Genomic DNA, 15,077 nt, shown 5'->3' on the forward strand with positions numbered 1-15,077 from the left:
CGCCACCTTGGCGATTGCATAGGGTGCCGGGTGCGGCGGGAACGGATCTGAGGGGGCATGGGCGGCGTATGGAAGGTGAGCGGCTTCGGCGAGCCGGGATCGTGGGCTACTGGCGTGCGGTGGAGCTGTTCAGCCCGCAGAAGATCCCGGCCGTCTCGGCGCGTGACCGGGTGTACGCGGTGTCGGCGGACGGCCCGCTCCCCTGGGAACAGGGACACGCGCTGCGCTCGGTGCCGCTGGAGCCGGGCTTCGTGTGGCAGCACGTGGTCTACGGCGGCGCGTACGCGCTCCGCGCGGTCCGGGACACCCTGCTGGAAGTCTTCGGCGAGAGCGAGGAGGACCACGACGGGCGGATGGACGGCGAGAGCGCGCTGTACGCCCTGACGGTCACCGACGAGGGGCGACTGCTGCTCGACTCCCCCGTTCTGTCCACCTGCGCCTGGGCCACCGGGCGCGCGTTGTCGCCCGGCCCGGGCAGCCACGCCTGGCTGGACGGGTTCGACGACGAGGCCGGCATCTGGTTGACGCGAGCCGCCGAGCTCGGAGAATTCCCGGCCGATGAACTGCCGGACGTCGACGCGGACGCGGAATCCGATCGCGCCGACGAGGAGGACCGCGAAGAGCGGATCGGGCAACGGCGGCTGTCGGCCAAGGAGTTGCTGGAGTTCGTGCGCGAGGTGGCCGATGCCTGGGGCGTGGCGCAGGCGCTGTGTCCCGAGGGAGTGCGGGTGCGGAGTGTGGCGGTGCGGCAGAGCAACGCCGGGGATGCCGACCAGCAGGACTTCCTGAACAGTTTCATCGCCGCTGATCTGGACCTGGTCGCCCAGGAGTTGCGCTCGCGGGATCCGGGGTCCGGGCTGGCCGCGTACCTCACGCCCGGTGACGAGGTGAACCTCGCTTGGCGCGTCGACTTGCGGCAGCGGCCCGAGGTGGCGTTGGACGGGGTGACGCCCGCTGCCGTTCCCACGGGACGGTGGCCGGCCGAGCCCGAGCATCCGCTGGCGTTGAGCCAGCAGTTCGCCGTCAACACCATCCAGGCGCACCTGGGCGAGGCGGGCGGGCTGTTCGCGGTCAACGGGCCGCCCGGCACCGGCAAGACCACCATGCTGCGCGACTGCTTCGCCGCCGTGATCGTGGAGCGTGCCACACGGCTGGCCACGCTGCGGATGCCCTCGCAGGCCTTCGACGACCGGGCCCCGTACACCTGGAAGAGCGGCGACTACACACGCACCGTCACGCCGCTGCGGCCCGAGTTCACCGGCTTCGAAATGGTGGTGGCCTCGGCGAACAACGGGGCGGTGGAGAACATCTCCACCGAGATCCCGGCCCGCCAGGCCCTCGGCGAGGCGTGGCGTGCCGACGCCGACTACTTCGCCGAGCAGGCCACCCGGCTGCTGGGCGGTGTCCCGGCCTGGGGTGCGGTCGCGGCCCGGCTGGGCAACAAGAAGAACCGCCTGGAGTTCGTCAACCGGTTCTGGCACGGCAAGTACCGGCTCACGGACCAGGAGGCGCCGCCCCCGCCACGCGGGCACCGCCGTCGTGGCCGCGACGCCTGGGTCGACAGCGAGCGCGGTGTGGCGCACCTCTTGCGCGGCTACGCCAGGACACCGCACAGCGGGGTGTGGCGTGAGGCCAAGGAGCACTTCTCTGCCGCACTCGCCGAGGTCGAGCGGCTGCGCGTCGAACGCGAGACCGCCGCGGCCGCACTGCGCGGTCTGCCCGCCGTCCGGACCGACCTGCGCCTGGCCGGCCAAGCCGCCGAGCGGGCCACCGCGCGGGTGAGGGAATGCGACGCCGTCCTCCCGGACGCCCATCAGACGATGGATCATGCTCAGACGCTCCTGGCGGCCGCGGAAGCCCGCCACACCGAGCACTTCGACCGCCGCCCCGGCCTCGTGGTGAGTGTGTTCACGCTGGGGCGCGCGGCCCAGGACTGGCACCGCATCGAGCGGCAGCTCGCCGCTCGCGAGGACGAACAGCGCGCCGTACGCGACGGCGCTCGCGCCCGGCTGGAGGAGGCCCGGCAGGCCGCGGCCCGCGCCGTGGACAAAGGCCTCGCGTGCGAGCGGGCCGTCGAGGAGGCCAGGGCCTGCGTCGATGCGCTGCAGGAGGCCGTGGCACAGGCCCGTGTCCGCTGGGGCGGTCATGTGCCGCAGGAGGACTGGCTGCGCGACGACACCACCCGGGAACTGGCCGCGCCCTGGTCGGATACGGAGATCACCCGGGCCCGCGGCGAACTGTTCCTGGCCGCCCTCGGCCTGCACGAGGCATTCCTGCGCTGCACGGCCCGCACCATGTACGCCAATCTCATGGCGGCCATGGACGCCGTGACCGGCGCGGTCCCCAGGACCGTGCCGGAGGAGGGTCTGCGGGCCGCCTGGCAGAGCCTGTTCCTGCTGGTGCCGGTCGTGTCGACGACGTTCGTATCACTGGACCGGGTCTTCGGGCGGCTGGGTCGCGAGGCGTTGGGCTGGCTGTTCGTCGACGAGGCCGGCCAGGCCGCCCCGCAGCTGGCGGTGGGCGGCATGTGGCGGGCGAAGCGCACCGTGGTCGTCGGCGACCCGCTGCAGCTCGAGCCCGTCGTCGTCCTGCCCTGGACCGCGCAGCGTGCCCTGCGGGACGACCTCGGCGTGGGCGAGGAGTGGGCGCCCGGCCGCACCTCGGTGCAGCGGCTGGCCGACCGCACCAACCGCTACGGCACCCTGCTGCCCGCCGAACTCCCCGACGGCGCCCAGGAAGTGTGGACCGGGGCCCCACTGCGCGTCCACCGCCGCTGCGACGACCCCATGTTCAGCGTCAGCAACGCCATCGCCTACGACAAGCTCATGGTGTACGGCACCCCCGACCGCGGCGCCTACCGCTACGGTCCCCGCAGCTGCTGGGTGCACGTGGCCGCCGGCGGGGCCGACGGGCACTGGATCCCCGAGGAGGGCCGGGCGTTGCGCCGCGTCCTGGAGAAACTGCGCGACGAGGGCGGCGTCGATCTCGCCCGGGACGTGTACGTCATCAGCCCCTTCCGCGCTGTCGTCGCCGGCGCGCGGAAGACCTGCCGGGGCCTGCTGCCCGTCGGGCGGGTCGGCACCATCCACACCACCCAGGGCAAGGAGGCCGACGTCGTGATCCTCGTCCTGGGCACCGACCCGCGCCGCCCCGGCGCCCGCGCCTGGGCCGCCTCCCGCCCCAACCTCCTCAATGTCGCCGTCAGCCGCGCCAAACGCCGCCTGTTCGTCATCGGCGACCACGGCGCATGGCGCGACCAGCGCTTCTTCGCCACCCTCGCCGACACACTGCCCGTCCACGCCTGGCAGCCCGGCCGGCCGGGCGAGTGACGCCGGACCGTCGTGTCAGGTCCCCGCGGCGGCCACTGGGTGTGTGGTCAGTGGCCGCACCAGCGTGGCAAGACCGTCGAGATCATCGGTCTGAACGAACCCAGCGCCCGCGTACTTGGTCTCGATGGCGTCCAGGGCGGCGACGGAGGAGGCGTCCCAGATGACGGCCGCGACCAGGTAGCCGAAGCCGTGCACACCCGGCATCACGGCGGGCGCAGGTCGGTGACGGCGGTGATTCTTCGCCGGGGGCTTCGTCGGCCCCGACACGGCTGACGAGCTCCATCCTGACGTCAGAGCACGACGGCGAGGTCGCCGCCCGGACGGAGCTGTCGCGCACACCCGGTCCCGCGAGGAGACCGGCCTGGCCGTCCCCCGCGCCCGCGGCGCGATGTGATGCGGAGGCCCGCGTTGCATATGTGCAGGTATGTGCGATGACTGGTTCCGCTGGAACGGTCGCACGCGGTCGGGCGTCTCATAGGAAAGAGTGCGCTCCAAGCACAACGCATTGCGCACAACTCATGGGGGAATACGGGGGATTCGTATGAGTGATCGTCGTTTTGCCGCGCGCGACTGGCGTGTCCGGGCCGCCGAGGTCGAGTTCCAGCGCCACGTACCGGTCCACACCGCCAACGGGGAGGAGACGGACCACCCCTTCGTCGCCAACTATTCCAAGGGACTGCCGCACAACAAGTTCGGAGAGGTCGACCCGGCCGCCTACAACCTGCTGCGCCGGGCGCTGGCCACGGGCAGCTACGAGGACTTCGAGCGGGTCCCGCTCGCTGACACCCGCAAATTCGTCAACCCGCAGGCGGGGCTGGCCTTCGACTCGGAGGGCCCGGACGCCCAGGCGCTCTCCATCCCGCCCGCGCCGCGCATCGACAGCGCGCAGAACTCCGCCGAGGCCGTCGAGCTGTACTGGATGGCGCTGTGCCGTGACGTGCTGTTCACCCGGTTCGGCGACAGCGAACTGGTCGCCGAGGCGTCCACCGAACTCAGCGGGCTGGAGGACTTCCGGGCACCCAAGCAGAACGGCCTGGTCACCCCGCAGACCATCTTCCGCGGGGACACCCGGGGCGACCTGGCCGGGCCGTATGTCTCGCAGTTCCTGCTGAAGGACATCCCGTACGGCACGCTGCTGATCCCGCAGCGGCAGGACACGCTGGTCCGCCCGGTCGACCATCTGACCACGTGGGGCGACTGGCTGGAGGTGCAGAACGGTTCCGAACCCGAGCCGGACGAGCGGGACTTCGCGACCCGGCGGTACATCCAGACCCCGCGCGACCTGGCGCACTATGTGCACTTCGACGCGCTGTACGAGGCGTACCTCAACGCCGCTCTCATCCTGCTGGGCATGAACGCACCGGTGGACGCGGGCAATCCGTACAGCTTCTCGCGCAACCAGATCGGCTTCGGGACGTACGGCGGCCCGCACATCCTCTCACTCGTCACCGAGGTGGCCACCCGTGCCCTGAAGGCCGTGTGGTTCCAGAAGTGGTACGTGCACCGGCGGCTGCGGCCGGAGGAGTTCGGCGGGCGGGTCCATCAGCAGCTGCGCGGGCAGCGCGAGTACCCGATCGATGCCGGGGTGCTGGACTCCGTCGCCGTCAAGCGGGTCTTCGAGAAGTTCGGCAGTCACCTGCTGCCTCAGGCGTTCCCCGAGGGCAGCCCGACCCACCCCTCCTACGGTTCCGGACACGCCACCGTGGCGGGAGCGTGTGTGACGATCCTCAAGGCGTGGTTCGACGAGTCGCACCTGCTGCCCGACCCGGTCGTGCCCACGACGGACGGCATGGGCCTGGAGCCGTACTCCGGACCGGACGCCGACCGGCTCACCGTCGGCGGCGAGCTCAACAAGGTCGCCGCCAACATCGCCACCGGCCGCAACATGGCCGGCGTGCACTGGCGTACCGACTACACCGAGGCCGTGCGGCTGGGCGAGGAGATCGCCATCGGCGTGCTGCGCGAGGCCAAGGAGTCGACCCTGGAGAAGGCTGAGTTCACGCTCAGCCGGTTCGACGGCACCACCATCGCGGTCTGACCTCTCGGTCGGCGCATCGGTCGTGCACAGGCACGCCACCCGATCCGGGGAAGTGCCGGGTCACCGGCGGGCCTCTCGGGCCCGCCGGACGCGGACGAGCACCACGGCCGTGATCAACAGGGTGGCGAAGACGACAGCGGTCACCGTGGGGCCGGTGGCGTCCAGGGCGTCGGCGATACGACGCTGGACGGCTCCGGCCCCGTCGATGACCCGGTCCTGGGTCGTCGGGTCGTGCTGGACGCGGATCTCGTACCAGCCGTAGTAGGCGACATACGCGCCCACGCAGAGGAGCAGTCCGCCGCCGATCCGGGGCGCGACGGCACCGAGACGGCGCAGCCGCGTGACCGCGGTGGTGCGGGTGAGGGCGACGGTCAACGAGGCGGCGCCCACGATCAGGCCCATTCCCGCGGCGTACGCGGCGAACAGGGCGATGCCCTCCCCCGTCGAGCCGCTGCGGAAGGCGGAGACGACGATGGCGAGGAACGGGGCGATGGTGCAGCCGAGCGAGGCCGTCGCGTACGCCATCCCGAACAGGGCCATGGAGGGCAGCGAGCGGGTCACGGCCGGGGCGCGGCGCAGCTTCGGCGCCAAGGCGGGAAGCTGACGCCCGGCCATCAGCCAGGTACCGGCGCCGGCCATGAGCAGCCCGAAGACGATGGTGAACCAGGGCAACTGCTCCTGCACCTGCCCCGCCACGGGCTGGACGGCCAGGCCGAACACACCGAACAGCGCGGCGAACCCGACCGTCATCGCCGCGGTGGCGATCAGAGCCCGGCCGACAGCGACCGAACGGCTCGGCGAGTCGTCGCCGAGCACGAGCAGCGACAGATAGGCGGGCAACAGGGCGAAGCCGCACGGGTTGACGGCGGCGAGCATGCCCGCGCTGAGTGCGAGGGCCAGGGGCAGGTCGGCCATGGCGGGTTCAGCCGGTGAGCCCGGCGACCTTCCCGGCCAGCCCTTCGCCACCGGGCAGCACACCCTCGTACACGGTCTTGCCGTCCTTGTCGAGGATGACGTAACGGCTCTGCTCGGTGACCCCGAACCGCTTCCACACCTCGCCCGACTCGTCGGAGAGGTGGGTGAAGTTGTCGGTGCCGGTCTGGGAGACGAAGTCCTTCATGGCGGCGTTCTTGTCGAGGCCGGCGACGCCGAGGACGTTGGCATTGCCCTGGTGGTCGGCGGCGACCTTGGCGGTCTCGGCGGCCTGGGCGCGGCACTTGGGGCACCACGGGGCCCAGAACCACAGCACGGTGGGCTTGCCCGCGAGGGTCTTCGCGTCGAACGGCCGGCCGTCCACCGTGGTGCCGGTGAAGTTCAGAGCCTCGGGTACCTGTGCCTTGTCCGCGCCGTCGCCCTCGCCCTCGCCCTCGCCCTCGCCCGAAGGTGCGGAGGAGGATGCCTTCGGCGGTGCCGCCTGCGCGTCGCCGCCGGAGTCGGTACCACCGTCGGATCCGCATCCGGTGACGGTGAGCAGGGCGGCGGCCAGAACCGCCGGGAGAAAGGTGCGGGCACGCATGACGGGCTCCTGTGCGTCGGGATCAGCTGTGACTGTAGAGCCGGTCGGCCCCGTGGGCGTGGGGTGAAGGGCTTACGGTTCGGTGACGTCAGGGGACGCCGTGCACGCGACGGATGCCAGGGCATCGGCTGCCCCTTCAGGACTCGGGGTCGTCCGCGTTGCGCCGTCGCTCGGCGATCATCTCGATCAACTCGTCGGCGCTGGCCCGGGTGTGGCGTTCCACCTCGGCGTCGATGGTTTCGGGGTCGCCACCGAGGATGGCGTCGATCAGCCGTTCGTGGACGTGCAGGGCCCGGTCGGGATCGGACCGGGTGCTCTCGTCGACCGTGATGGCGACGTTGATCTGTGCCTCCACGGTCGGCCAGATCCGCTTCAGCATGGTGTTGTCGGACGCTTCCCAGATGGTGCGGTGCAGGGCGACGTGGGCCTGGTGGAGGCGTGCGGCGTCCTGCGCACTGTGCGCGGCGCGGTACTCCTGCCAGGCGGCTTCGAGCTTTGCCCGTCGGGAACCGTCGGGGTCGTCGGCCAGCGCTCGCGCCGCGAGCGACTCCAGGGCGACGCGGACGGCCGCGATGTCGGTGATGAACTTCTCGTCGATCGACGAGACGACGACTCCGCGATAAGGCTGCTGTTCGAGGAGACCTTCGTGGATCAGCTGGTAGACGGCTTCACGCAGGGTCGGGCGGCTGACGCCCAACTGCTGAGCGATGTGGACCTCCCGCACGCGCTGGCCGGCCTTGAGCTCTCCGGCCATGATCGCGCGGCGGAGCTCGTCGACCACCGCGTCCCGGCGCGTCTGGGTGGTGACCGGCCTCGGACCGGCGGACTGGGCGGCGTTCTCGCTCATGCATCCTCCGCAGATTGTCAGACCGCATTCTATGGGAGGGGCGGGAGCGGCCGGGTGAGACCGCATGCGTCCGGCGGCCACGGCGCCGTCGTCGCTCCACATCGTTCGGCGGGAGGGACGACGAGCGGTCAGGCGACATCGGCGGCGCTGTCGCCCTGGCGCGCCCCGTGCGGTGTACGACCCGGGCAGAGTCCCGCCGGATGTGGCGCTCGCGCTCGCCCGGCGGGGACTGTCTCATCGGCGCCCTCGGCGCCGGACGCCGGCGGACAGATTGATGGTCGGCCTGGGCGGGGTGGTCGCCGTTGCGCCGCAACGGCCCCCGGACGAACCGACACTCCGCACGACGGATCGAGGTCAAGCCGATCGCGGTGAGGGACGGCCGGGAGGCCGCCCCAGCCGAGTGAGCGATCCCGCGTCCCTGTGCCCACGATGCGCGGGACCGCTCGTCGTCCGTCCGTCGCTACTGCCGGACCGGGGCGTCGCTGGACTCCCAGAAGGAGGCTCCCTTGATGCCGGCCTTGGCGGGGTCGAAGACCGGGTCGAGCCCCTCCTTCATCTGGCGTTCGTAGTCCCGCAGGGCGCGAACCGCTATCGGCAGGAGCAGGGCGATGGCGATCATGTTGAACCAGGCGATGAGTCCGTACCCGATGTCACCGAGCTGCCACACCCGTTCGGTGGTGCGCACCGTGCCGAGGTAGGCCGACAGCAGGACCACGGCCTGCACGATGCGGGCCGGAACGCCTCGGGCACTGCCGGTGAGGTACACGATGTTCGTCACGCCGTAGTAGAAGTACGACAGGAGTGAGGTGAAGGCGAAGAAGAAGATCGCGACGGCCACGAACCCGGCGCCGAAGTCCGCTCCCGGGATGCCCGTGTCGATGGCCGTCTGCGTGAACGCCGCCCCGGGTTCCACGCCCGGAAGGTTTTCGACGAGTGCGGGTCGCCCCTCGGGAAGGATGTTGTACGCCCCGGTCGAGAGGATCATCACGCCGGTCGCCGTGCAGACCAGCAGAGTGTCGATGTACACGGAGAACGACTGGACCAGTCCCTGCTTGACCGGGTGGGAGACCGAGGCCGCCGCACCGGCGAAGCCGCCTTCGCCGACGCCGGCGACGTTCGAGTAGAGGGAGCGTCGAACACCCCAGGACACCGCGGCGCCGATCATGCCGCCGAAGACGGCGTCGGTTCCGAACGCAGAGGACATGACCAGCCGCACGACCTCGGGGATCTCCCCGAAGTTCACGATCAGGACGACGACGGCGAGCAGCACGTAGCAGGCGGCCATGAAGGGCACGACCTTCTCGGAGAACGCGGCGATGCGCTTCGTGCCGCCGAAGACGACGAGCCCGAGGAGGGCCACCACGATCAGCCCGGACAACCACGTCGGAACACCGAAGGCCGCGTCCATCGAGGTGACGATGGTCGAGGACTGCACGCCGGGGATCAGCAGGGTGTAGCACAGCACCGCCACGCCTGCCGCCGCGACCGCGAGCCACTTCAGACCGAGGCCCTTTTCGATGTACCAAGGAATGCCGCCGCGGTACTCACCTTCGGACTTGACCTTGTAGATCTGGCCGAGCGTGGCCTCGATGAACGCGCTGGAAGCGGTGAGAACGGCGGTGGCGATCATCCAGAACAACGCGCCGGGCCCGCCGTAGGCGATCGCGGTGGCGACGCCGGCGATGTTGCCCACGCCGACACGCCCACCCAGGGCCATGGCGAATGCCTGGAAGGAGGAGGTGCCCGTGTCGGAGTCGGCACGCCCGAAAAGGCACTTGATCATTCCTGACAGGTGTCTCACCTGCACGCCCCGCGTGGCGACGGTGTAGACGAACCCGGTGATGAGCGTGACGTATACCAGCGGGTTCCAGATGACGTCGTAGATGGTGGTGAGGAGTTCTTCCATTTGATGCTCCCTCTGCGTGAAGAGACGTCCTTGTCCCCTGAGAGGCGTCCCGTCCTCTCGCGGAGCGCCGCGAGTTCAATCGGCTCGGCCTCGATGAGAGCCTGCAAATTGTCTGACAAGCAGCAAGATGGGGGAAGGTTAGGGAGAGGGGTCAGCCCTGTCAACGGCTGGAATCGCGATACTTCATCGGGTCACCGTCGATCGCCCGCACTGCCCGCCAGCGGTTACGTGTGACGTACATCAGGCACTTGACCTGGGCGGATGCAAGAAAACCGCTCATGGCAGGCCGGCCCTGGAGCATGGCGGCCGCGGGTGCGGGCTCTCTTGCGGAATCCGTCGTCCGTGGCCGAGACGTGGGCCTCTCGGCGGCCGCTACGGCTCCAGGCCGTCGGCGCCGGTCATGTCCCGCAGGTGGTCGAGAAAGGCGAGGGTGGCCGGATGCGTGGGAGTACGCGGCCAGGCCAGGCGGACCGTCACGGCCGGCGCGTCCGTCAGGGGGAGGTAGCGGACGCCGGGGTGTGGATGGCTGTGCTCGGTGGCCGCAGCGGTGACGCCGACCGCCTCTCCCGTGGCGATCACGGTGAGCCACTCGTCGACGTTGGCCACCTCGAACGTCCGGGGACGCCGCCCGTCGGGCCAGAGGCCGGCCGTGGTGGCGGCGGTGGCACAGAGCACCACCGGCCGGTCGGCGAGGTCGGTCAGGCGCACGGCCGGGCGCCGGGCGAGCGGATCGTCCTCGGGTACGGCGGCCAGGCGCCCTTCCCGGTACAGCGGCCGTACCTCCAGTCCGGCCCCCGGGGCGGGCTCGGTGCGCAGGAGTGCCGCATCGATCCGACCTCGGCGCAGAGCCGCTTCCGGGTCGTCGCCGCGGTGCGCTCGTACCGGGGTGCCGGGGTGCGCCTCGCGCCAGGTGCGCAACAGCGGCACGGTACGGTCGCCGAGCGCCGCCCAGGCGAAGCCGATACGCAGCGGCCGTACCCCCGCCGCGACTTCCGTCAGCGCGTCGTCCAGCTGATGGAGGATCAGGTGGGCGCGCTCGTAGAGCCCTTGCCCCGCCTCGGTGAGGGCCAGGGTGCGGGTGGTGCGCTCCACCAGGCGTACGCCGACCCGGCTCTCCAGCTGCTCCAGGGTGCGTGAGAGAGCGGGCTGGCTGATGTGGAGCACGGCCGCGGCACCGGTGATGGTGCCCTCGTCACCGATCGCGACCAGCGCCCGCAGGTGCCGTAGCTCCACATTCATAACCCTGGAGCATAAGTGCCCTCCGGAAGGCATTTCCCGCGCGCCGCGGGCCGGGCCTAGCGTCGCGGCCATGAAGATTCTTCTCATCGGTGCCACCGGCACGCTCGGTACGGCCGTCCACAAGACGCTCCTCGCCCGCGGACACGAGGTCCTCACCGTGGGACGCAGCGGCGGCGACCTGCGCTACGACATCACCGACCCCGCACAGACCACCGAACTGTACGACCGGGCCGGCCGGGTGGACGCGGTCGTCAGCGCCGCCGGCAACGTGCCGTACAAGCCGGTCATCGAGATGACGCCCGAGGACTACCTGGCCGCCTTCCGGGGCAAGGTGCTCAGCCAGATCGATCTGGTGCGTCAGGGGGTCCCCCGCATCGCGGAGCGCGGCTCCTTCACCCTGATCACAGGCATCCTGACGCGCGAGCCGATCCCCACCGGCAGCGCGGCCTCCATGGCCAACGGCGCGCTGGAGGCGTTCGTGCGGGCCGCCGCCATCGAGATCGCCCCGCAGCGCGTCAACGCGGTCAGCCCCACGGTCTTCACCGAGAGCCTCGACAAGTACGGGGACTACTTCCCGGGCATGGCGTCGGTCGATCTCGCCGACGTCGCCCAGGCGTACGTCCGTTCCGTCGAGGGCGCCCAGACCGGGCAGGTCTACGCCCTGTAGGGGCCGTTTCCGCAGCTCAGGGGTCCTCGCGTACGCGAGGACCCCTTTTTACCCAAGGCTTCGGGGATACAGGGTGCACTTCACCCAGAAGCGGCAGGAAGCTCATTTACAACAAGTTCCCCGCGACTTATTGACTGCGCCGGGCGGCGAGCCTAGCGTCACTCTCATCGGACGTAGATTGTTTGACAATCTGCACTCGTCCTCTGTCGGGAGGTACACGACTCCATGCGGATCATCGTTGTCGGCGCCGGGGCCGTCGGCCTGGCAAGTGCCTACCGGCTGGCCAAGAGTGGCTGTGAAGTGGTGGTGCTGGATGCCCGGCGCGCGGGCTCGGCCGCCACGCACGGCAACGCTGCCAAGATCGCGCTGGCGGAGAGCGGTCCGGTACCGGCCCCAGGAGTCATCCTGCAGTCCCTGAAGTGGATGCTGAAGCCGGACAGCCCGCTGTACGTCAAGCCGTCTCTCGCCCCGGGCTTCGTGAAGTTCATGCTGACCATGGCCCGGCACTGCACCGCCCACGACTTCCGCCGCGGTCTGGAGAACCAACTGCGCCTGGCCGAGGGGACCATGGACCTCCTCGACGACTGGACCCGGGACGGCATCTCCTTCGAGATGCACAAGGCCGGCGTCCTGCTGGCCTTCGAGACCCGGGAGAGGTACGAGGAGCAGTGCGCCTCCCTGGATGTCTTCGAGCGGTTCGGCATGGTTCCCGAACACCTGCACGGGGACGCCGTCCAGACCCGCGAACCGGCGCTGAACAGCCGGACCCGCCACGGCCTGTACTTCCCGGACGACCGGCAGGTCGAGCCCGACTCCCTCACCCAGGGCCTGCTCAAGCGCTGTCAGGAACTGGGCGTGGAGATCCATGAGCACTCGCCGGTACGCCGCTTCCTGCGCCGGGGCGACACCGTCACCGGCGTGCTGACCGACAAGGGCGAGTTCACCGGCGACACCCTGCTCCTGGCGGCCGGCGTGTGGACCGGCCGCATGACCCGCGAACTGGGCGCCCCTCTGCCCATCCGCCCCGGCAAGGGCTACAGCGTCGACTACTCCCCCGCCCCCGTACAGCTGCGCACCTCCCTCACCCTGGAGGACGCCCGGGTCGCGGTGACCCCGCTGAACGGCTTCCTGCGGCTGGCCGGGACGATGGAGTTCGGCGGACTGGAGGAGAACGTCAACCTCCGGCGCGTCGCCGCCATCAAGAAGGCCGCGGCCGACGCCTTCAGCGGCTGGGACAACCCTCCGGGAGAGGCCAGTCCCTGGGCGGGCCTGCGACCCATGACCCCGGACGGCCTGCCCGTCATCGGCCGGCTCCACCCGCTGCCCAACGTCTACGTCGCCTCGGGCCACGGCATGCTGGGCCTCACCCTGGCCCCCGCGACCGCCGAGATCATCACCGAGGCCGTCACACAGCACCGCCTCCCGGCCGTCGCCGAGGCGGTCTCCCCGCTCCGCTTCACCCGCAGGTGACCCTCACCGCTTGTCTCTCCTTTCAACCCCCCTCTTGACTTCAGGAGATCTCCCATGAATGCCCCGCAGTTCACCGGCATCCTCGCCGCCGTCGTCACCCCACTGACCGCGGACGGCTCGGCCGTCGACGCCGCGGGCGTCAAGCGCCAGGCCGACCACATCATCTCCGGCGGCATCCACGGCCTCGTCCCCGGCGGCAGCACCGGCGAATTCACCACGCTGACCCTGGACGAGCGCAAGCAGACCACCGAGCTGTACGTGGAAGCCGCCGCCGGACGCGTCCCGGTGGTCGCCGGAACCGGGGCACTCGGCACGGCCGAGACCGTGGAACTGAGCGTCCACGCCGAGAAGGCCGAGGCGTCCGCCGTCATGATCGTGCCGCCGTTCTACGACGCCCCGTCCTTCGAGGAGCTCCTCGCCTACTTCGGCGCGGTGTCGGAGGCGATCGACATCCCGATCATGTACTACAACATCCCCTCCGCCACCGGCGTGCAGCTCACCCCCGAACAGCTCGCGAAGCTGGCCCGCGAGACCGCGGTGACGTCGTACAAGGACACCGGCGGCGACTTCGCCTGGCTCACCGCCGTCCAGCAGCAGCACGCGCAGGACATCACCACCCTCAACGGCTGGGACACCCTCACCTTCGCCGCCCTCGCGAGCGGTGCGAAGGCCGGCGTGTGGGGCACCGCCAGCGTGATCCCCCGGCTGTGCGCCGACCTGTACGACGCCCTCGCCGTCCGTGCCGATCTGCACGCCGCGCGCGAGCTGTGGGCCAAGATCTTCCCCATCTGCCGGTTCCTGGAGTCCCACAACTACGCCTGCGGCATCAAGACCGGGGTCGAGCTCGTCGGCGTGAGCGCCGGCCCCACTCGCGCCCCCGTCCTGCCGCTGGCCCCGGAGTACCGCGAGGAGTTCCGCACCCTGCTCGCCGCCGCCGGCGTCGAGACCGCCGCCGACCCCATGGCCGCGTGATGCCCGCGCACCGCCGCATCCACGCGATCGACGTCCACGCCGAGGGCGAGCCGGGCCGCGTACTGATCGGCAGCCACCTGCACGTCCGGGGCGCCACCATGGCCGAACGGCTGCACTACTGCGAGAAGCACCTCGACGACCTGCGCCGGCTCCTGCTGCGCGAGCCGCGCGGCTACCCGGCCCTGTGCGGCGCCCTGGTGCTGCCCCCGGCCGACCCGGCCGCCGACTTCGGCCTGGTCGTGCTGGAACAGGGCGGCTTCCGCCCCATGTCCGGCTCCAACCTGATCTGCGCCGTCACCGCGCTCGTGGAGACGGGCGCGGTGCCGGTCACCGAGCCGGTCACCGAACTCACCGTGGACACCGCGGTCGGCCTCGTCCGCGTCCGCGCCGACATCGAGGGGGGCAGGGCCACCCGGGTCACCTTCGCCAACGTGCCCGCTTTCGCGATCGCCCTCGACCACGTCCTGGAGCTTCCCGAGTACGGGCCGGTGCCGGTCGACATCGTCTTCGGCGGTCAGTTCTACGTCCAGGCGCGCGCCGCGGACCTCGGCATCCGGCTGGAGCCCGGTGCGGCCAAGGAGATCGTCCGCGCCGGAGCGGTGTTGCGGACCGCTGCCCAGCGGCAGGTGCCGGTCAGCCATCCGCTCAATCCGGGCATCAACCAGATCTCCCTGGTGATGATCCACGGCCCCTCGCCGACGCCGGGCGTCTCCGGCCGCAACACGGTCGTCCTGCCGAACGGCGAGGTGGACCTGGCCGATCCGGCGACCTGGACCGGCACAGTGGACCGCTCCCCGTGCGGCACCGGCACCAGTGCCCGCATGGCCGCGCTGCACGCCCGCGGCGAACTCGCCCTGAACACACCGTTCGTTCACGAGTCGATCCTCGGCACCACCTTCACGGGCACGCTCTCGGGGACCACCCGGATCGGGTCCTACGAGGCCGTGCTGCCGACGATCAGCGGACGCGGCTGGATCACGGCGTTCAGCCAGTACGTCCTGGACGAGACCGACCCCTTCCCGCACGGCTACACACTCGGCGACCTGTGGGGCGAGCAGAGCTCCGACCCCGAGACCCAATCGGAGACGTGACT

The 15,077-nt window shown here is 70.8% G+C and carries 12 protein-coding genes; 6 read left to right on the forward strand and 6 right to left on the reverse strand.

Annotation, left to right across the window (positions count from 1 at the left end):
* Positions 1-101 precede the first annotated feature (101 nt).
* The gene (locus tag ABT063_RS03850; protein WP_351055474.1) at positions 102-3,329 is read left to right on the forward strand and encodes a DEAD/DEAH box helicase; all 3,228 of its coding nucleotides are present in this window, start codon (positions 102-104) and stop codon (positions 3,327-3,329) included.
* Positions 3,330-3,344: 15 nt separating this feature from the next.
* On the opposite strand, the gene ABT063_RS03855 is transcribed toward ABT063_RS03850, so the two are convergent.
* A complete protein-coding gene (locus ABT063_RS03855; RefSeq protein ID WP_351055719.1) occupies positions 3,345-3,596 on the reverse strand; it encodes a hypothetical protein in 252 nt (83 codons plus the stop codon).
* 274 nt (positions 3,597-3,870) lie between these two features.
* On the opposite strand from ABT063_RS03855, the gene ABT063_RS03860 reads away from it, so the two are divergent.
* Complete coding sequence (locus ABT063_RS03860) at positions 3,871-5,367, forward strand: vanadium-dependent haloperoxidase (protein ID WP_351055475.1); 1,497 nt, start codon at positions 3,871-3,873, stop codon at positions 5,365-5,367.
* 60 nt (positions 5,368-5,427) lie between these two features.
* On the opposite strand, the gene ABT063_RS03865 is transcribed toward ABT063_RS03860, so the two are convergent.
* The 5 genes from ABT063_RS03865 to ABT063_RS03885 all read right to left on the reverse strand — a co-directional run bounded on the left by ABT063_RS03865 (position 5,428) and on the right by ABT063_RS03885 (position 10,875).
* Positions 5,428-6,282, reverse strand: a complete 855-nt coding sequence (locus tag ABT063_RS03865) for a cytochrome c biogenesis CcdA family protein (RefSeq protein ID WP_351055476.1) — start codon at positions 6,280-6,282, stop codon at positions 5,428-5,430.
* A 7-nt stretch (positions 6,283-6,289) separates the two neighbouring features.
* Positions 6,290-6,883: a redoxin domain-containing protein gene (locus ABT063_RS03870; RefSeq protein WP_351055477.1), complete on the reverse strand. Its 594-nt coding sequence runs from the start codon at positions 6,881-6,883 to the stop codon at positions 6,290-6,292.
* Between the two features lie 136 nt (positions 6,884-7,019).
* On the reverse strand, positions 7,020-7,730 hold the full coding sequence (locus ABT063_RS03875) for a GntR family transcriptional regulator (RefSeq protein WP_351055478.1): 711 nt from the start codon (positions 7,728-7,730) through the stop codon (positions 7,020-7,022).
* 460 nt (positions 7,731-8,190) lie between these two features.
* A complete protein-coding gene (locus ABT063_RS03880) occupies positions 8,191-9,636 on the reverse strand; it encodes an alanine/glycine:cation symporter family protein (RefSeq protein ID WP_351055479.1) in 1,446 nt (481 codons plus the stop codon).
* 372 nt (positions 9,637-10,008) lie between these two features.
* Positions 10,009-10,875, reverse strand: a complete 867-nt coding sequence (locus tag ABT063_RS03885; protein ID WP_351055480.1) for a LysR family transcriptional regulator — start codon at positions 10,873-10,875, stop codon at positions 10,009-10,011.
* Positions 10,876-10,945: 70 nt separating this feature from the next.
* Between ABT063_RS03885 and ABT063_RS03890 the strand changes: the two genes are divergently transcribed.
* The 4 genes from ABT063_RS03890 to ABT063_RS03905 all read left to right on the forward strand — a co-directional run bounded on the left by ABT063_RS03890 (position 10,946) and on the right by ABT063_RS03905 (position 15,075).
* Entirely contained in the window at positions 10,946-11,542 is a 597-nt protein-coding gene (locus ABT063_RS03890; protein WP_351055481.1) for a short chain dehydrogenase, read from the forward strand.
* A 225-nt stretch (positions 11,543-11,767) separates the two neighbouring features.
* Entirely contained in the window at positions 11,768-13,012 is a 1,245-nt protein-coding gene (locus ABT063_RS03895) for an NAD(P)/FAD-dependent oxidoreductase (RefSeq protein WP_351055482.1), read from the forward strand.
* A 54-nt stretch (positions 13,013-13,066) separates the two neighbouring features.
* A complete protein-coding gene (locus tag ABT063_RS03900; protein WP_351055483.1) occupies positions 13,067-13,984 on the forward strand; it encodes a dihydrodipicolinate synthase family protein in 918 nt (305 codons plus the stop codon).
* On the forward strand, positions 13,984-15,075 hold the full coding sequence (locus ABT063_RS03905; RefSeq protein WP_351055484.1) for a proline racemase family protein: 1,092 nt from the start codon (positions 13,984-13,986) through the stop codon (positions 15,073-15,075). The genes ABT063_RS03900 and ABT063_RS03905 overlap by 1 nt, the downstream gene beginning before the upstream one ends.
* Positions 15,076-15,077: the final 2 nt, after the last annotated feature.

The organism is Streptomyces sp. NPDC002838 (assembly GCF_040295365.1).
Classification (GTDB): Bacteria; Actinomycetota; Actinomycetes; order Streptomycetales; family Streptomycetaceae; genus Streptomyces.

Excerpts from the sequence above, each read along its gene's own strand:
- ABT063_RS03885 (WP_351055480.1), bottom strand. The coding sequence starts at position 10,875 with ATGAATGTGGAGCTACGGCACCTGCGGGCGCTGGTCGCGATCGGTGAC.
- ABT063_RS03875 (WP_351055478.1), bottom strand. The coding sequence starts at position 7,730 with ATGAGCGAGAACGCCGCCCAGTCCGCCGGTCCGAGGCCGGTCACCACC.
- ABT063_RS03860 (WP_351055475.1), top strand. The coding sequence starts at position 3,871 with ATGAGTGATCGTCGTTTTGCCGCGCGCGACTGGCGTGTCCGGGCCGCC.
- ABT063_RS03865 (WP_351055476.1), bottom strand. The coding sequence starts at position 6,282 with ATGGCCGACCTGCCCCTGGCCCTCGCACTCAGCGCGGGCATGCTCGCC.
- ABT063_RS03880 (WP_351055479.1), bottom strand. The coding sequence starts at position 9,636 with ATGGAAGAACTCCTCACCACCATCTACGACGTCATCTGGAACCCGCTG.
- ABT063_RS03905 (WP_351055484.1), top strand. The coding sequence starts at position 13,984 with ATGCCCGCGCACCGCCGCATCCACGCGATCGACGTCCACGCCGAGGGC.
- ABT063_RS03895 (WP_351055482.1), top strand. The coding sequence starts at position 11,768 with ATGCGGATCATCGTTGTCGGCGCCGGGGCCGTCGGCCTGGCAAGTGCC.
- ABT063_RS03870 (WP_351055477.1), bottom strand. The coding sequence starts at position 6,883 with ATGCGTGCCCGCACCTTTCTCCCGGCGGTTCTGGCCGCCGCCCTGCTC.
- ABT063_RS03890 (WP_351055481.1), top strand. The coding sequence starts at position 10,946 with ATGAAGATTCTTCTCATCGGTGCCACCGGCACGCTCGGTACGGCCGTC.
- ABT063_RS03900 (WP_351055483.1), top strand. The coding sequence starts at position 13,067 with ATGAATGCCCCGCAGTTCACCGGCATCCTCGCCGCCGTCGTCACCCCA.